13 protein-coding genes are annotated in these 17,489 nt (G+C 42.5%); 6 read left to right on the top strand and 7 right to left on the bottom strand.

The genetic code is table 11. From position 1 onward, the window contains the following. Positions 1-15: 15 nt before the first annotated feature. On the bottom strand, positions 16-2,346 hold the full coding sequence (locus VCASEI_RS11870) for an FdhF/YdeP family oxidoreductase (RefSeq protein ID WP_089110424.1): 2,331 nt from the start codon (positions 2,344-2,346) through the stop codon (positions 16-18). Between the two features lie 243 nt (positions 2,347-2,589). Here VCASEI_RS11870 and VCASEI_RS11865 point away from each other — a divergent pair, with 243 nt between their 5' ends. Beyond that, positions 2,590-3,960, top strand: a complete 1,371-nt coding sequence (locus tag VCASEI_RS11865) for a DNA-3-methyladenine glycosylase 2 family protein (protein ID WP_089110425.1) — start codon at positions 2,590-2,592, stop codon at positions 3,958-3,960. A 42-nt stretch (positions 3,961-4,002) separates the two neighbouring features. Then, the gene (locus VCASEI_RS11860) at positions 4,003-4,521 is read left to right on the top strand and encodes a methylated-DNA--[protein]-cysteine S-methyltransferase (RefSeq protein WP_086960477.1); all 519 of its coding nucleotides are present in this window, start codon (positions 4,003-4,005) and stop codon (positions 4,519-4,521) included. A 101-nt stretch (positions 4,522-4,622) separates the two neighbouring features. Here the strand turns inward: VCASEI_RS11860 and VCASEI_RS11855 are convergent, their stop codons facing one another. The 5 genes from VCASEI_RS11855 to VCASEI_RS11835 all read right to left on the bottom strand — a co-directional run bounded on the left by VCASEI_RS11855 (position 4,623) and on the right by VCASEI_RS11835 (position 10,108). Continuing rightward, complete coding sequence (locus tag VCASEI_RS11855) at positions 4,623-6,008, bottom strand: Na+/H+ antiporter NhaC family protein (RefSeq protein ID WP_086960379.1); 1,386 nt, start codon at positions 6,006-6,008, stop codon at positions 4,623-4,625. 220 nt (positions 6,009-6,228) lie between these two features. Next, entirely contained in the window at positions 6,229-6,966 is a 738-nt protein-coding gene (locus VCASEI_RS11850) for a DsbA family protein (protein WP_226983327.1), read from the bottom strand. Between the two features lie 48 nt (positions 6,967-7,014). Continuing rightward, entirely contained in the window at positions 7,015-7,509 is a 495-nt protein-coding gene (locus VCASEI_RS11845) for a protein disulfide oxidoreductase (protein WP_086960378.1), read from the bottom strand. Then, entirely contained in the window at positions 7,506-9,626 is a 2,121-nt protein-coding gene (locus VCASEI_RS11840) for a protein-disulfide reductase DsbD family protein (RefSeq protein WP_089110426.1), read from the bottom strand. The genes VCASEI_RS11845 and VCASEI_RS11840 overlap by 4 nt, the downstream gene beginning before the upstream one ends. Before the next feature lie 77 nt (positions 9,627-9,703). Continuing rightward, the gene (locus VCASEI_RS11835) at positions 9,704-10,108 is read right to left on the bottom strand and encodes a hypothetical protein (RefSeq protein WP_086960376.1); all 405 of its coding nucleotides are present in this window, start codon (positions 10,106-10,108) and stop codon (positions 9,704-9,706) included. Between the two features lie 489 nt (positions 10,109-10,597). On the opposite strand from VCASEI_RS11835, the gene VCASEI_RS11825 reads away from it, so the two are divergent. Both VCASEI_RS11825 and VCASEI_RS11820 read left to right on the top strand, forming a co-directional pair. Then, on the top strand, positions 10,598-13,735 hold the full coding sequence (locus tag VCASEI_RS11825; protein WP_089110427.1) for a DUF3427 domain-containing protein: 3,138 nt from the start codon (positions 10,598-10,600) through the stop codon (positions 13,733-13,735). A 39-nt stretch (positions 13,736-13,774) separates the two neighbouring features. After that, positions 13,775-14,809, top strand: coding sequence for a virulence RhuM family protein (locus VCASEI_RS11820; protein ID WP_086960373.1), 1,035 nt, complete (start codon positions 13,775-13,777; stop codon positions 14,807-14,809). An 82-nt stretch (positions 14,810-14,891) separates the two neighbouring features. On the opposite strand, the gene VCASEI_RS11815 is transcribed toward VCASEI_RS11820, so the two are convergent. Then, positions 14,892-15,758, bottom strand: a complete 867-nt coding sequence (locus VCASEI_RS11815; protein ID WP_086960372.1) for a YicC/YloC family endoribonuclease — start codon at positions 15,756-15,758, stop codon at positions 14,892-14,894. A gap of 135 nt (positions 15,759-15,893) precedes the next feature. Here VCASEI_RS11815 and rph point away from each other — a divergent pair, with 135 nt between their 5' ends. Continuing rightward, a complete protein-coding gene (gene rph, locus VCASEI_RS11810; RefSeq protein WP_089110428.1) occupies positions 15,894-16,622 on the top strand; it encodes a ribonuclease PH in 729 nt (242 codons plus the stop codon). A gap of 129 nt (positions 16,623-16,751) precedes the next feature. Continuing rightward, a complete protein-coding gene (gene pyrE / locus VCASEI_RS11805) occupies positions 16,752-17,393 on the top strand; it encodes an orotate phosphoribosyltransferase (protein ID WP_086960370.1) in 642 nt (213 codons plus the stop codon). Positions 17,394-17,489 lie beyond the last annotated feature (96 nt).

Raw genomic sequence — 17,489 nt, 5'->3', positions numbered from 1 at the left:
TTCTAACACTTAATGTTAATAAGACACGACATTGATATCTTCGCTGGTTTTTTTACTGAGTTTCAACGTGACCACTATTGCTTTAGAAACTGGTGTATGGCTTAGATCACCACTGTCATGTAAAGCCACTAACGGGTTAGCTTCTGGGAAATAGGCAGCAATGTTACCTTCTGGGATGTCATACTCCACTAATTTAAAACCATATATCTCACGTTGATATTCATCGGCGTATAACGATTGTATATCGACGCGATCTCCGGCTTGCATTCCCATCTCTTCAATGTCTTTCTTATTCATAAACAGAACGTTACGTTCCCCAAAAACGCCACGATAGCGGTCATCAAATCCATATACTGTAGTGTTATATTGATCGTGAGATCGCATTGTTTGCAGTACAAAAACGGCTTGATCACTCATTTTTCGTAATGCTGCGGGTTGTAAGTGAGTTGGCAGTGAATGGGCATTAAACTCGGCTTTGCCGCTTTTGGTTTGCCAGTTATTATCTCGTGCTGAGTTACCTAAGTAGAAACCGCCCGGTTGCTTAATCTTATCGTTGACGCCTTCAAAGCCAGGGATCACTTTTTCAATTAATGATCGAATGCGATCGTAATCTTCAATCAATGATAACCAATCAACTGGAGAGGATCCTAACATTGCTTGAGCCATACCTGCGATGATGGCTGGCTCAGATCGCATTTCACCTTGATCGTTACTTTGCTCATCATGTTCAACTGCGCCATAAGACGCATGTACCATGCTAAAGGAATCTTCGACCGTAACGCATTGCTGTCCGTTTTTTTGCCAATCGACATCGGTACGACCAAGGCAAGGTAAAATTAATGAATCTTTACCTGGTGACAAGTGGGTTCGATTTAATTTGGTGGCAATGTTAACGGTTAAATTACAACTTTCTAATGCTTGCTGTGTAAGTCTCGTATCTGGCGTAGCGGAGACAAAGTTACCACCCAGTCCAATGAACACTTTGCTCTCACCGGCTAACATCGATTTGATCGATTCCACGACATTATGACCCGGCTTAGTTGGTGCTTTAAATCCAACAGCGGATTCTAATTTTTCGATAAAAGAGGCTGATGATTTTTCGTTAATGCCAACGGTGCGATCGCCCTGTACATTACTGTGACCACGAACAGGGCAGACGCCAGCGCCGTCTTTACCAATTTGACCAAACAATAATTGCAGATTAACCATTTCTTGAATGGTATTAACTGAGTGCTTGTGCTGAGTGATACCCATTGCCCAAGTAATGATGACTCGATCGGCCTTACGATAAGTTTCCGCCGCGGTTTCTAATTGCTGTTGAGTTAGGCCAGATTGTTCAATGATCTCTTCCCAAGTCGTTGCATCGACTTGATCCAAATAGGTTTGCATGCCATTGGTGTGTTTTTCGATATAAGCGTGATCAAAGATAGATTCTCTACCTTGGGATAATTCTTTTTTATCAAATACAGACAAAGCTTTTACCATGCCTCGTACTGCGGCCATATCACCACCTAACTTTGGAGTGAAGTAATGGCCGCTAATTGGCGTTGAACCATTGGTTATCATCTCAATTTTGTTTTGAGGATTGGTAAAGCGCTCTAGTCCACGTTCTTTTAAATTGTTAAAAGACACAATGGAAGCCCCACGACGTGATGCTTTGTATAAGGTATCCATCATTCTAGGGTGGTTGGTTGCCGGGTTTTGTCCAAATAAGAAAATGGCATCGGCTTTGGTAAAGTCATCCATGCGGGTGGTGCCTTTACCAATACCAATCGCTTGGGCTAATGCGACGCTGGTGGCTTCGTGGCACATGTTTGAACAATCGGGGAAATTATTGGTTCCCACAGATCTCGCAAATAATTGATACAAAAAAGCGGCTTCATTACTGGCTCGACCGGAGGTGTAAAATTCGGCTTGGTTTGGTGAGTCTAATTGCTTTAAATGCTTTGCAATGAGCGCGAATGCGTCGTCCCAACTGATGGCTTCATAGTGATCTGAGTCGGCATTATAGCGAACGGGTTGATTTAAGCGTCCTTGATACTCAAGGTAATAATCACTTTGCTTACGCAGCGATTTAACGGAATGCTCAGCGAAGAAAGCCTTACCAACTCGGCGGCTTGTCCCTTCCCAATTGACGGCTTTTGCTCCGTTCTCACAGAAATGAAAAAAGCCTTTCTCACCATCTTCACCCCAAGCACAGCCTGGGCAGTCAAAACCTTTATCTTGATTGGTGCGCATCAGGTTGCGGATATTTTTGGCGACATTTTCACTTTTGAGCAGATGTTTACCTGTGCTAACTAATGCACCCCAACCGCCTGCTGCATGCGTGTATTTTTTTATCGCCATGAATATTCCCCTTGAAATCACTGATACTGAATTATTCTTTATCGAAGTTAATCATATCTTATCTGGTTGTTATGAAGATCAAAAAAACTCGCAATGTACAAACCAATCCTGCAAACACAGTTTTCAGGATTGGTTAAGTATAGATATATAGGTTAAGTATAGAAGAGTGTTCAGTTCCGAAAATGGCTAGTGAAAATAGGTTTGGCTTATATACTGGTTGTAGATATAAACGAGAGAATCATAATGTCAAACAATTCACCCTTTGGTTATTCCTCTTTGACGATAGAGCAATGTCAACAAGCTCGGTTATCGCGCGATCAACGTTTTGATGGGCAATTTTTTATTGCAGTGAAAACAACGGGTATTTTTTGTCGACCAATTTGCCCTGCGATTTTACCGAAAGAAGAAAATGTACAATATTTTGCAAATAAAGCCCAAGCACTGGAATCTGGTTTTCGCCCTTGTTTGCGTTGCCGCCCAGACAGTGCACCAGAATCATGGGCATGGAAAGGGGTTGAAACGACCTTTATTCGAGCTCTAAAACTGATTGATAATGGCGAGTTGCAGCGTTCATCGTTAACCTCTTTAGCGGAAAGAGTCGGCGTCAGTGATCGTTATCTTCGTCAATTGTTTCAACGCTACCTTGGCATCTCACCAAAACGCTACGCTCAACTGCAGCAATTAATGTTTGCTAAACAATTATTGCATTCTAGTTCGATGAGCATGACCGATATTGCTTTCGCTTCTGGTTTTAATAGTGTGAGGCGCTTTAATGATGCCTTTCAACAACATCTCTCTTTATCTCCTTCAAAAATTCGTCGTCAGGCTCATCATTTAGGCTTAAAAAAGAGTATTGATCTTCCGTTTAAAGGACAAATTGATTGGCCATTTATGTTGGAGTTTTATGCTCGTCGAGCGATTGCTGGCATTGAAACGGTGACGAATACGCATTATGAACGACAAGTAAAAATAAATGATGCTTCTGCTTGGTTTAGCATAAGTAAAAAATCCGAGCATGCTTTGGAGATGGAATTTGAGCTAGAAGACATTTCTCAACTGCGTGCATTAGTTAATCAAGTGCGGCGCATGCTAGATTTGGACGCTGATACTGATGTAATTGAGCAGCATCTAGACAAGGTTGCGCCAGAGCTTGTTCATCAAAAAGGGATTCGTATTCCGGGAACGTGGAATGCTTGGGAGGCAGGTGTTCGAGCTATTTTAGGCCAGCAAGTTTCCGTGACAGCAGCCATTGGTCAATTGAATCTTTTACTGCGTACCTTGTGCGAGGAAGGCGGCTATTTTCCTGAACCGCATCAAATAGCACAAGCGGATCTGAGTTTTCTGCGTATGCCACAAAGTCGGAAAGAGACTCTTCATCGTTTTGCTGAATTTATGGCTGTTCAACCTCAAACGGATCCTTCTGAATGGCTGGTGTTAAAAGGTATTGGGCCGTGGACCATCAGTTACGCTCAGCTTCGAGGTTTATCTCAACCGGATCGTTTATTGGATAAAGATTTAGTGGTGAAAAAGGCATTAGTGGATTTCCCTCAATTAACCACAGAAACGGCTTCGCCTTGGGGAAGTTACGCCACTTTTCATCTTTGGAATTTATAGAATAGGATCATCGTGATGGTAAAAAATCAGAAAAATACCGTAATAGAATCATGTTATACCACCATGGCAAGCCCATATGGTGAAGTGACGATTCAAGCTTGCGAAAAGGGTTTATTAGGCGTGTGGTTTGCTACGTATACCACTAAGCCTGAAGACTTAGGCGAATATATTGAAAGTGAGCGCTTGACTGAACAAGTCGGTGATGATGGTAAGTTAGTGCTTGCTCGCGCGTTATCTCAGTTAAAAGAATACTTTAATGGTGAGTTAACTCGTTTTGCTTTGCCATTAGCGGCGACCGGAACAGAGTTTCAACAAAAAGTATGGCACGTATTAACTACGATTCCTTATGGGGAAACATGGAGCTATCAAGATCTTGCTAATGCAATTGATAATCCCAAAGCCGTACGAGCGGTGGGGCTTGCGAATGGTAAAAATCCTATTTCGATTATCGTGCCATGCCATCGAGTGATTGGTAAAAATGGTAAATTAACCGGTTATGCTGGTGGTATTGAATGTAAAAAAGGTCTGCTTGAAGCGGAAGCAAGATACCAAAAGAAATAAAATTTATTCAGGCTTGAGTGCTTGTTCATCCGATGTGCAAGCACTCATTAATGCGGTTTAGTGAAGATAACGTTTGTTGTGAAATTAGTATTTTTAATAAATTATAGCGCCGCTTGATGACGTTCTTGATGTTTACGCCCTTGATGGTTAATAAAAATAGACACTAACGCGGTGATGGCTAATAGCATGCAATAATAAGAGTTGGCGACAATTTGCAACGGCGATAAACCAAACACTGAACCCAGCAATAACACTTGTGCGCCATAAGGTAATAAGCCCTGCATCACGCAAGAAAAGATATCTAACAAACTTGCTGAACGCTTGGCTGAGACATTATTTTCCTCTGCAAGTTGGCGTGCGACGCTGCCCGATACAATGATCGCTACGGTGTTATTAGCCGTACAAATATTGGTTAATGACACTAAACCGGCAATGCCGACTTCACTGGCGCGTGAATTAGCTTGTGAGGAATGTTGACTGCCAAATCTGCTTATCACTTTACTGACTAACTGAGTTAAAAACGTTAAACCACCTTGTTGGCGCATGAGTTCGCTTAACCCACCGATTAACATCGATAATAAAAAGATTTCCTGCATATTGCCAAAGCCGGCATAAATATCTTTACCGAGCTGAGCGAATGCGTAATCTGGCACTGAATATAAGCTCACTCCACCGGCAAGAATAATGCCTAAACTTAACACCACAAATACGTTCAGACCTGAAACCGCTAAAACCAAAATGGTGAGATAAGGTAGAATTTTTAGCCATTCAATCTCACCAGTTGCGGGCGTTTGAGTTGCGGTGCTGCTAAAGGCAAAAATGATCAAAGTAATGATGGCGGCCGGAAGAGCAATGCGAATATTTTCGCGGAATTTGTCTTTCATCTCACAACCTTGCGAGCGAGTAGCCGCGATGGTGGTGTCTGAAATAATGGATAAATTGTCACCAAACATCGCGCCACTTAATACTACGCCAGCGGTTAATGGCACGCTCATTCCTGCCGATTGAGCGATCCCTAGTGCAACAGGCGCAACGGCGGCAATAGTGCCCATTGAGGTGCCCATCGCCGTGGCAATGAAGGCTGAGATTAAGAAAATACCCGGTAAGATCATACTAGTTGGCAGTAGTGATAAACCTAAATTTACCGTTGCATCCACGCCACCGGATGCTTTGGCGACAGCTGCAAATGCACCTGCAAGTAAATAAATCATGCACATGGCAATAATGTCTTGATGACCGACACCATTTAAAAACTGTTCAATTGCTTTATTGATTTTTTCTTTGCTTAACAGAATCGCCACGATAATGGCAGGCAATGTCGCTATCGGAGCCGGCAGTTGATAAAAAGCAAAATCAACACCTTGAATGGTTAAGTAAGTGCCGACGCCAATGAATAATGTCAGGAAGACCCCGAGTGGTAATAATGCCAGTGCGGACGGTGCCGGGCGATGAGATGGAGTTGATTTTGATGATTCAGGGGCAGACATAACACACCAGTATTAATAAAGAACGATTAATGAAGATCGAAAACAAAATAGGCCGCGCAGAGTAAAGCTTGTACAGTGAGATGTCAACGTCTGGACGTCTAAATGTCTGTATTGGATGCTCTGAATAGAAATTGATATAAGGCAGTAAAAACGAAAAAGGCGACTTGATGGTCGCCTTTGTTTCACGGGTTATGTGCTTTCAAGTTATCCAAATCTGAGGTTATTTAGCGAGTTGCGCTTGAATAATAGGTTCTAACTTTTCAATCGGTAAATACCCCGGAATTACCTCATCGCCAATTAACATCGCAGGCGTACCTTGTAAACCAAGTTGCGCAAACAGTTGATAGTTCTTGGTCACTTGCTGTTGAATTTTATCGATCTTTTCTAATTGCTCGCGTGTCCTGGTTTTCTTTGCCACTTGAAGTAGTGATGCAGGGTTGTGACTACCGGGCTTTTTGACTAATAACTCACTGACTTCGGCAAACTTGCTTGCTTTATTCTGCCAAGTGTTTAGCGCATAAGTCGCCGAGTTTTGCTCACTATTGATTTCTTTTAGTGGCACTAAAATATCCACGACTTTTATCTCCGGATATTTCTCCGCTAATTGTTGTAATACTGGTGTGAGTTTCTTACACCAAGGACAACTGTAGTCAGTAAAAAAGGCAATCGTCAATTTTGGGTCTTTCGCGCCATAAGACGGTTGGTCCGGGTTGTTATAGATATAGTCATTGTACTGTTTTAATACTGCATCAAATTGGTTTTGCTGGTGGACATAGCGTTGCAAGCTTTCGTGCAAGCCATCTACTACCTGAGGATTGTCACGCAGCATTTGATTGATCTCATTAATTTTCTGCTCAGTTTCTTGTGGCAGTGTTGCCGCTTGTAGTGTGGTTGTTGATAAGCTCACCATGAGTAGGCTAACCCAAATTAAAGCGCGTTGTTTGATTGTTGTTTTCATCATATTTCCTGAAAAAGTTCTTAAATAATTGGCTAGACAGTGGTTGGCTTAACTCACCCAAAGACGAGCAAGTAAACCGATTGGCGAGGTAAAGCCTGTGGTAATGTGTTTGATTTCACCATTGCGCACGATAAAAATCGTTGGCGTAACATTGACTCCCCATTGCTGGCCGATTTGGCTACGTGGATCGTTAATGTTGGCAAAACCCAATTGCTTATATTCAAAGTAGCGTTGCAACTTGTGAGATTCACCGGATGACAAGGAAACGCCGACAGTCGGGTAGTAATCACTTACCCAGTTGACACTTGGTGTGACAAACTGACACACCGAACACCAGCTGGCCCAGAAATACACCACCACTGGCTGCTCCTGGCTAAGCGCCTCAATATCGACCCATTGTTGATTAATATCTTGCGCCTTGAGATTGAAACTGGCTTGTGTTGGCACTGACTGGCTACGCCACAGATCGACAGCAACGGATACCACAACCAGCAATATTAGGTACTTGAAGACCCCAATTAGCTTTGACTTTATCGACTTCATTGAACCCCTCCCGATGCCTTTTCGATGGCTTGCATAACATCATTACTGGAATAGATCACAGGCAGTGCAATACCTTGTGGCGCTTGTGGTCCATAGACAATATTAAACGGAACACCAAAGCGATTATACGATTGTAAGTATTCACTTACTTTCGGGTTAGGCACTGTCCAATCACCTTGCATACGTACAATCTTGTCTTGTTGCAATGCGTCATAAACCGGTTGTTGCAGCAGCACGCCGATCTTGTTGGCTTTACAGGTTATGCACCAATCTGCCGTGACATCGACAAACACGGTATTACCCGCCGTGACTTGTTGCTGGATTGCCAGAGTATCTAGCGGCTGCCAACTTAACTCGGCCGGTAATGGTGAGCGCCAATAATCGGCGGTTAGGCTAGCAATCAAAAAGACGATTGATGTTGCAATTAAGCCGAGACTGACGCTGATGCCAACTGCGCGTGCGCCAAACACATTTACACAGCGCCAGATCAGCAATATTAAAGCGACGAGACTGAAAGCCCACAATAAACCGGTTGATAGATGGGAAGAGAGCAAGCTAATCAGCCACACACAAGTCGCCAACATCATCAAACCAAAAATGATTTTAAGGCGATTCATCCATTTACCCGGCTTTGGTAGTTTTAAGGCAAGCGAAGGACGCAGCGCCACCAATAACCAAGGCAGTGCCATGCCGATACCGAGTCCGGTAAAAATCAGAAATAAAGTCGCCCAAGAAGCGCCAAGAGCAAACGCCACTGCGGTACCAAGAAACGGCGCAGAGCAAGGGGTGGCCAGTAAAGTGGCAAACATCCCTTGAATAAAGTGACCTGAGTGTTTGTTACTTCCCTTAGTGGCCATCCAAGTATTGAGTGATGAAGGTAAACGCAGTTCAAATAAACCCAGCATATTGGCGCCAAAAATCGCCGTCACCAATACCATCAAGCCAAGAAAGCCTGCACTTTGAAATTGAATTCCCCAACCAATCGATTGACCAGACCATTTGAGTATCGCCAAACTCGCGGCAATTAACCAAAATGAGCTGATAATGCCCGCCGCTGAGGCTAGAAATTGCATCCGTACTTGTGATTTTTGTTGGCGTTCAGCGCTTAATACAGAGGTAAGCTTCATACCTAACACCGGTAGTACACACGGCATCACATTGAGAATTAGCCCACCTAGTAAAGCAAATGCAAACATGGTTAATAGTGACGAACTGGTACTTGCCTCACTGACACTACCATCGGTTAATGCAATGGTTTGTTCGGCAATAAATTGCTTATCGACGATGGTGACTTGTATCGATTCACCACTTAAATCCGGCTCGCCAAGCCAGTTAGACACATCAAACCAAGCGGTTAACTGGTTGCCATCAATAGAAAGCTTAGGATGAGAAAAGCTGCTGTCTGCGACATTTTCTGCCTTGCCATCAACAAACAAATCGGGCTGCTGCCAACCTTGCTGACTGGTGAGAGACACTTGCAGCTTATTGTTTGCCGCATCCCATGTTGCTTGTGTGTCGGCCAACATTGAGGAAGTTTGTGGTACTAAACTCACCGCTTGAGCATAGCGACGCATGGCATCTGGATCGGCTTTTAAGTCAGACGGGGTGAAATTCAGCTCTAATGGATAGTCGGTGATCACGCACACGGTTGAGCAAGAAGACAAACTTAAATTGGCCTTAAAGTTGACTGGCTGGTGGCGATCTTCAACTTTAATCGAAAGTGGAAATACGACATCGTGTTTATAGCCTAGGGTTTCAATGCCTAACACATTAAAGCGCTGCGGATAAGGCCACTGCCAATCTACATTATTAATATTGCTAGAAGCTTGCCAATCAAGTTCCGGTGATACGCCACCTTCGCCCGGAGAGCGCCAATAAGTTTTCCACTCATCGGCGAGTTTGACTTCAATAAAACCGGCAGCGTTATTGTTGGCATCAACCTGTCCGGTTAACACAAATTGCACCTCAACCGGAGGATGTTGTTCGGCCTTTATCCAACCGGTTGTCAGCGGCGCGGCGGTCACATAGCTGCTAAATAATACGAATAGCCCTAACAGCCCCAAACTTAATTTGGCAAGCTTAGGCTGAAGGCGTGTGAATACAGTAAAAAGTTGCATTGGTATTCCTAAAATGAAAATAACAAAACCTGCTCTCTTAATAAAAGAGAGTGATGACGAGAGTTAGTCGTTATTACTCATTCTTGGAAAGTACAAAGCTCTAAGTGGCGTCGCCGTTTGGGAACGGGAGGTTTATGAAATATTCGATGGGAGGTGAGGCTAAACCACAGGAACGCAGCAATCATTAAGCTCGGCAGTAAGGTACTAATCACCACACTATCGAGTTGGTGAAAATGAAATTGCAGCAGCTTTTCTGATAAGTGGCATTCATTCGTGCTATCCGGTTTAGCCTTATTCTCAATGTTATCATCAGCAAGTGACGTTAAATTTGGAGCGACACTAGTCGATTGAGCCGCCGATACCGAACAAGCCGCCGACAACACATTCATATTTTTCATCAGGCACACTAAAACCACCCACAGCACAAGAATTAGTGCCCAGCGAGTTGAGTTAGCAGTACGAAGATGATGCAGTGTTTTCAAACCATGCCTTTGTGAATGATGCGATCTAGCTACTAGGAAGACAGATGATGATGCTTTGAGTTTCAATCGGCATCTGTTTGATTGTAACTAGGTGTGAATATTTGGAAAGAGGCGAATAAAAAGCCCTCAATTAAGAGGGCATGCTTGGTATTAAATAGAGTCACTTTGTGTAGGCAGGTATTCAAGTTGAGTTTTTGCACTTTTACGCGCCGAAAAGTGTGGAATTTTACATTTTTATGCGCATAAAAGTGTTGTATCACTCTAGTCACGTATAAATCACGCCCTAAATAGCTCTCTTTCTTTTTTGCGGATACCATCTCGTCATTAAGAGAGGCTTTAGCTAGATCGTCTATCTGAGCAAAGGAAGCTGTCAATCGCTCAAACTTGAGCGGGTCTAGATTTGAAACAATGTTGACCTCCACTAACGAGAGTTAGTACAAAATAGTTTATTATAAAAAATTGAGAAGCAACCATCGGATAAGGGACGTTATGCAACAAGTTGGAATTTATGAGCAATTAATAACAGGGCTTATTGAAAATCGGCTTGATCGAGAGCGTTTTTATGTTGGTGAGCGCGAACTTAACACTAGCGAAGCATCTATCTGGCTATCTCGTTTCTTATCTCACATTCTTGAATATGCGATTGACTCTTTACCTGCTAGTGATGATCGCTTGCAACAGCAAATTACCTTATCCAATCAATTATTGTTATGGCTTAAAGACCAAATTCAAGATAACGGCTTCATTGAAGAAAATTTACTGGCGAGTCAGGGAAAAATTCTGACCGCATTATACGAATTAGAAAATCCCATCTCCGTTGATCTACAAAATTATATAAAAGAAATCACGCCATTAACTGGTTTAACTCAAAGTGAATTGTTTTGTGGTAGTAATGCGGGTTTGTCTCTTGAGTCTGAGCTAAAAAGAGAAATCTTATCCGCCGATAAAATTTATTGGTTAGTGTCGTTTATCAAATGGGCAGGGATTCGCATTTTTCGTAAAGAGTTAGAGGAATTTACGTCGAGTGGTCGTGAGTTGAAAATCATTACCACATCCTACATGGGGGCGACGGACGCTAAAGCCGTGGAGTACCTGGCAAGCTTACCTAATACCGAAGTGAAATTAAGCTACAACACAGATCGTGAACGCTTACATGCCAAGAGCTATCTGTTTTTACGTGATACTGGTTATCACACCGGCTACATAGGTTCTTCTAATCTTTCTCATTCAGCACTCACCAATGGCTTAGAATGGAACTTAAAAATCACCTCGCAAGAGATCCCACATATTATTGATAAATCATTGAGTACTTTTGAAACCTATTGGGCTTCTAATGATTTTGAGCGATTTAGCGGAGATGCTGTCAGTAGTGATAAGCTAAAAAAAGCATTAAATCAGCAACGTGGTGATCACCAATCGAGCACAACACATTTCTTTGATATTACGCCGTTCCCTCATCAAACGGATATTCTAGAGCAATTGGCAGTGGAACGTAGTGTTCATCATCGTTTCCGAAATTTAGTGGTGGCGGCAACTGGCACAGGTAAAACGTTAATTTCAGCGTTTGATTTTGCTCGCTTCGTTAAAGAAAAACCTGAAGCAAACTTCCTATTTATTGCTCATCGTGAAGAAATATTAAAGCAAGCACGATCGGCTTATCGAGGAGTGCTGCGTAATGGCAACTTTGGAGAGCTTTGGGTCGGTGGGCACACGCCAGAACACCATCGTCAATTGTTTGTTTCTATTCAAACCTTAAACAATCAACTTGAGCAATTGACGCTAACGTCTGACTTCTATGATTACATCGTCATTGATGAAGTTCATCATATTAAAGCAAGCAGTTATCGTTCGGTATTAGAATACTTTTCACCAGAGGTATTGCTTGGGTTGACGGCAACGCCTGAGCGTCATGATGGAGGTGATATTTTAGCGGATTTTGGTGGGGTGATAGCCGCTGAGATCCGTTTACCTGAAGCGATCAATCGTCGTCATCTTTGCCCATTTCAGTATTTTGGTATTGATGATGATACGGATCTTAGAAGCATCTCTTGGAGTCGAGGTCGTTACGACATTACCGAATTAACCAATCTATATACTTATAATCAAGCGCGCTTTGATAAGATTTTATTAAGCATGCAGGAGCTGATTACCGACATTACTCAAATGAAAGCTTTAGCCTTTTGTGTGAGTAAAGAACATGCTGAATACATGGCTCAGCAATTGTTATTAAAAGACATAAAATCCGACGTACTGACCAGCAACAATAGTCATGAACGTCAACAGAAGCAGCAAGCGATTCGCTCGGGAACAATCAGTGTACTTTGTGTGGTCGATATTTTTAATGAAGGGGTCGATATACCGGAAGTCGATACCTTGTTGTTTTTAAGGCCAACAGAAAGCTTAACCATATTCTTGCAACAACTCGGCCGAGGCTTGCGTTTATCTGAAGGTAAAGAGTGTTGTACCGTCTTAGATTTTGTGGGGAACTCACGTTCAGAATATGATTTTGCCAATAAATTTCGAGCCTTAGTTGGTAAAAGCAATCGAGCCATCAGTAATGAAATCAAACAAGGCTTTCCTCATGTACCATTAGGCTGTCGTATTGAGTTGAGTAAGCGTACTCAAGAAATGGTGTTGAGTAATATTCGACAAGCTTCCTTAACATTAAATCGTCTCGTTACTATGATCCGTCAGTATCCTCAACATTCGACACTACCGTTAACTTTGACCAATTTCTTAAGTCAGCATCCTCATATCGATTTAAATGAGCTATACAAGAAAGGATGCTGGGAAGAGTTGGTTCAAAAGTCACAAGATCAGGTTAATGATGATGCGGATAGTCATCATTTGAAGATGATCAAAAAGGCTATTTATAATCGAATTTTGACTTGTGATGATCATGCTTATTTAAGTTTCTTAAAGCAACTTTGCCAAAATAACTTTGTGAGTGAAAATCAAATTAGCCGCCATATTTTGATGTGTCATTATGATTTTTGGCAGAAGCCTGGGCCTAGTTGTGGTTTTGATTCTATTGCCCAAAGCTTGGCCAAACTGAGATCGTTCGATTTTAAATTGGAGTTATTGGATGTCTTGAATTGGCAACTTGCACAAACTAAGCATGAACAGCCGGTAATGGATAATTTACCCGACGTACCACTGCGATTACATGCTCGTTATTCCAGAGAACAGATATTGGTCGCTTTTGGTGCCACAACGTTTGAGAGACAACCGCCAGCACGCGAAGGTGTATTTATTATTTCAGATCAAAATATTGAATTGATGTTTGTGACATTAGATAAAAATGAACAGCAGTTTTCTCCAACCACTATGTATTATGATTACGCAATTAATGAGAGCTTGTTTCATTGGCAATCGCAAAATAGCGCAAGGCCTGATCGTGGCCGCGGGCTAGATTATGTACAGCACTCAAAAATTGAAAAACGTTTATTTTTATTTGTTCGAGAGCAAACTAAAGATGAATTAGGTCGTACATTAGGGTTTGTGAATTATGGTGAAGTGGAATACGTTTCACACACAGGATCACAGCCTATGAGTATCACTTGGAAATTAAACTCGCCAATGCCAAGCTTTATGTGGCAACAAGCTGCTAAGTTAGCAATGGGGTGAGATAAGTAAGTCCTATCAATGACGCATAAGGTTAATTGAATGACAGATAATATACCTCAAGCTCCACAAGGAGAGTTTATTTTTTTCACTAGTGTGGATGGTCAAACTCGTGTTGAGTGTCGCTTTGAATCCGATACCTTATGGCTATCTCAAGCTGTGATGGCAGAACTTTATGACAAAGATGTTCGTACGATTAATGAGCACTTAATTAATATCTACAATGAAGGTGAGCTTGTACAAAATGCAACCATCCGGAAATTCCGGATAGTTCGATTAGAAGGTATTCGACAAGTCTCTCGTGAAATTGACCACTATAATCTCGATGCAATTTTAGCTGTAGGCTACAGGGTTCGTTCACAACGTGGTACGCAGTTTCGTCAATGGGCGACAGGGGTGTTGAAGGAATACCTTATCAAAGGCTTCGTAATGGATGATGAACGTCTGAAAAACCCGCCTGTGGGTCAGTCTGCCGTTCCTGACTACTTTGATGAGATGCTTGAACGCATTCGCGATATCCGAGCCAGTGAGCGGCGAGTTTATTTGCGTGTCAAAGAAATCTTTACGATGGCCGCCGATTATGAACCATCTAATCAAGAGACCAACCGCTTCTTTCAAACTATCCAAAATAAGCTGCATTATGCCTCTACGAAGATGACCGCTGCCGAGCTTATCGCTAGTCGTGTGGATGCCAGTAAACCAGATATGGGGCTAACCAGTTATAAAGGTGATGAAGTTCGCAAGACAGACGTAACTATTGCCAAAAACTATTTGTACGAAGATGAAATTAAAGAGCTGAATCGCATCGTGAATATGTGGCTTGATTTTGCTGAAGACCAAGCTCTTCGCCGTAAACAGGTCTTTTTACAAGATTGGGCTGAAAAGCTTGATCAATTTTTAAGCTTCAATGATCGTGAGGTTTTAAGTGGTGCAGGGAGTATCTCTAAAAAGGCCGCAGATGATAAAGCCAAATTAGAATTTGATCATTTTGCTGAGCAACGACGCCGTTTGAAGGAAGCCGAAGGTAGAAAAGCCAATATAGCAGCACTCAAAGCGATAATTAAAAAAGATAAGTAAACGTTAAAGATAATTCATTAAGAAAAGCCCTGTATTCATAATGAAAAACAGGGCTCTAAGCGTCTTCTAGAACAGAAAAAATCTATTCTATGTTCTGTATCTGCTCCCTCATTTGCTCAATCAACACTTTCAACTCAACACCAGAAGCAGTCACATCTGTGCTGATTGATTTAGACGCTAAAGTATTGGCTTCACGGTTGAATTCTTGCATCATGAAATCGAGCTTACGGCCACACGCGCCGCCTTTTTTCATAATGTTGTTAGCTTCTTTTACGTGAGAATCTAGGCGATCTAATTCTTCTGCGACGTCTGATTTTTGCGCCAGTAAGATCAGTTCTTGTTCGACGCGTGAACTGTCGAGTTCAATTTTGGCTTCTTCAAATTTATTCATTAGACGATCACGTTGCCATTGTAGGATCTCTGGCATGCGCGCGCGAACTTTAGCCGCCTCGTTAGTGATCGCTTCTAAACGCTGGTCGATCAGCGCTTTCATGTTGTCACCTTCACGGCCACGCGCGTCGATGAAATCATCCATGGCTTCTTCAAATGCGCTTAGTAATTCTTTTTGGATGTTATCCATATCTTGCTCTGGTGCTTCCATTACGCCGGGCCAGTTCATGATTTGAAAAGGATTAAGGCGAGAGTTTTCACCAGTAAGAAACATGACTTGTTTGGCAGCTTGAATGACTTGCTTAGCAAGATCTTCATTAATGTTGAGATCGCTTTGGGCTTTTGAATTCGCTTCAAAACGTAGGTGACATTCTACTTTGCCGCGTGCTAAACGCTTACGAAAGCGCTCACGTAAAATTGGCTCTAGTCCACGGAACTGTTCTGGTAGGCGAAAGTAAGTTTCAAGGTAACGTTGGTTTACACTGCGGATTTCCCACACGGCGTTGCCCCAATCTGATTTGATTTCTTTGCGGGCATAAGCGGTCATGCTGTAGATCATTGAATGTTTCCTAATCTAAATAAAGTGATTATTTTCTGTTGGCTATGGTAGCACTAAACGGGGGATAAGATCGCTTTTTGAGGTGAATCTCTATATAATCCTGCCCCAATTATATCCTCAACTAGGTATCACTCTATGACTTCTACAGCTCGCCCAAATGACCGTGCCGCGGATCAAGTTCGTCCAATTAAAATGACTCGTAATTATACGGCTTATGCTGAAGGTTCAGTATTAGTAGAGTTTGGCAATACCAAGGTGTTGTGTAATGCCAGTGTTGAAGAAAAAGTACCAGGCTGGTTAAAAGGCCGTGGTAAAGGTTGGGTTACTGCTGAATACGGTATGTTGCCACGTGCAACTCATACGCGTAACCGTCGTGAAGCCGCAAGCGGTAAACAAGGCGGACGTACTATGGAAATCCAACGTTTAATCGCTCGTAGTTTACGTGCGGTTGTCGATTTGGATGTACTAGGCGAAATGATGATCACTGTGGATTGTGATGTGATTCAAGCCGATGGTGGTACACGTACTGCTTCTATCTCTGGCGCAAGTGTTGCGTTGGCTGATGCAATCCAATCACTAGTCGCTTCTGGCAAATTAAAGAAGAACCCAATGAAGAGCCATGTTGCCGCGGTTTCTGTTGGTATTCTAGGTGAGCACGCTTTATGTGATTTAGAGTATGTGGAAGATTCTGCTGCCGATACCGATATGAACGTGGTAATGACCGAAGAAGGTAAGATGATTGAAGTTCAGGGCACCGCAGAGGGCGAAGCGTTCTCCCGCCAAGAATTGAATCAATTATTAGATTTAGCCGAGAAAGGCATTAACGATATTATCGCAGTCCAGAAAGCCACTCTGGCGGAATAGTTTATTTATATAGCTCCTCATTGAGGGGCTATTTTTTTGAGTACAATTTGAGTCTGTCACAGCTGAAATTGAAGATGAAACCCTCTAGGGACTAGACACTAGGAACTAGGGACTAAATAGAGATATTTTATGAAAGCATATCAACGTGAATTTATTGAGTTTGCCCTTGAGAAACAAGTTCTTAAATTTGGCGAATTCACATTAAAGTCTGGCCGTACGAGTCCGTATTTCTTTAATGCGGGTTTGTTTAATACTGGCCGCGATCTTGCGCGTCTAGGTCGTTTTTATGCCGCAGCTTTGGCTGATTCTGGTATTGAATTTGATGTGTTGTTTGGCCCTGCGTACAAAGGCATTCCTATTGCGACGACGACGGCAGTTGCGCTTGCTGATCATCACGATATCGATACGCCATATTGCTTTAACCGTAAAGAAGCGAAAGATCATGGCGAAGGCGGCAACCTAGTGGGTAATCCATTAGAAGGTCGTATTATGCTGGTGGACGATGTGATCACAGCGGGTACTGCGATTCGTGAATCAATGGAAATCATTAAAGCGAATGGCGCGGATCTCGCGGGTGTATTGGTCGCGATTGATCGTCAAGAAAAAGGCAAAGGTGAGTTATCGGCGATTCAAGAAGTGGAACGTGACTTTGGCTGCGCGGTGATTTCGATCATCAGCCTAGGTGATCTAGTGACTTACCTTGAAGAGCAAGGGAATAATGAAGCGCAACTTGAGTCGGTAAAAGCTTACCGTGCGCAATATGGTATCTAATTTTTCTTGATACTCTATATTGAAGTGAACCCAGAGTGAGAGATTGCTCTGGGTTTATTTTTGTTTACACTGTGTAATTATATTTTTACACCATAA

It is taken from the genome of Vibrio casei (assembly GCF_002218025.2).
GTDB classification, from domain to species: domain Bacteria; phylum Pseudomonadota; class Gammaproteobacteria; order Enterobacterales; family Vibrionaceae; genus Vibrio; species Vibrio casei.
The sequence above is the reverse complement of the archived record's forward strand: the minus strand, read 5'-3'. Positions and strand labels throughout refer to the sequence as shown.

What these genes read in the sequence shown, in the direction of transcription:
- VCASEI_RS11870 (WP_089110424.1), bottom strand. Translation starts at nt 2,346, where the DNA reads ATGGCGATAAAAAAATACACGCATGCAGCAGGCGGTTGGGGTGCATTA.
- VCASEI_RS11865 (WP_089110425.1), top strand. Translation starts at nt 2,590, where the DNA reads ATGTCAAACAATTCACCCTTTGGTTATTCCTCTTTGACGATAGAGCAA.
- VCASEI_RS11855 (WP_086960379.1), bottom strand. Translation starts at nt 6,008, where the DNA reads ATGTCTGCCCCTGAATCATCAAAATCAACTCCATCTCATCGCCCGGCA.
- VCASEI_RS11850 (WP_226983327.1), bottom strand. Translation starts at nt 6,966, where the DNA reads ATGAAAACAACAATCAAACAACGCGCTTTAATTTGGGTTAGCCTACTC.
- VCASEI_RS11845 (WP_086960378.1), bottom strand. Translation starts at nt 7,509, where the DNA reads ATGAAGTCGATAAAGTCAAAGCTAATTGGGGTCTTCAAGTACCTAATA.
- VCASEI_RS11840 (WP_089110426.1), bottom strand. Translation starts at nt 9,626, where the DNA reads ATGCAACTTTTTACTGTATTCACACGCCTTCAGCCTAAGCTTGCCAAA.
- VCASEI_RS11825 (WP_089110427.1), top strand. Translation starts at nt 10,598, where the DNA reads ATGCAACAAGTTGGAATTTATGAGCAATTAATAACAGGGCTTATTGAA.
- VCASEI_RS11820 (WP_086960373.1), top strand. Translation starts at nt 13,775, where the DNA reads ATGACAGATAATATACCTCAAGCTCCACAAGGAGAGTTTATTTTTTTC.
- VCASEI_RS11815 (WP_086960372.1), bottom strand. Translation starts at nt 15,758, where the DNA reads ATGATCTACAGCATGACCGCTTATGCCCGCAAAGAAATCAAATCAGAT.
- rph (WP_089110428.1), top strand. Translation starts at nt 15,894, where the DNA reads ATGACTTCTACAGCTCGCCCAAATGACCGTGCCGCGGATCAAGTTCGT.
- pyrE (WP_086960370.1), top strand. Translation starts at nt 16,752, where the DNA reads ATGAAAGCATATCAACGTGAATTTATTGAGTTTGCCCTTGAGAAACAA.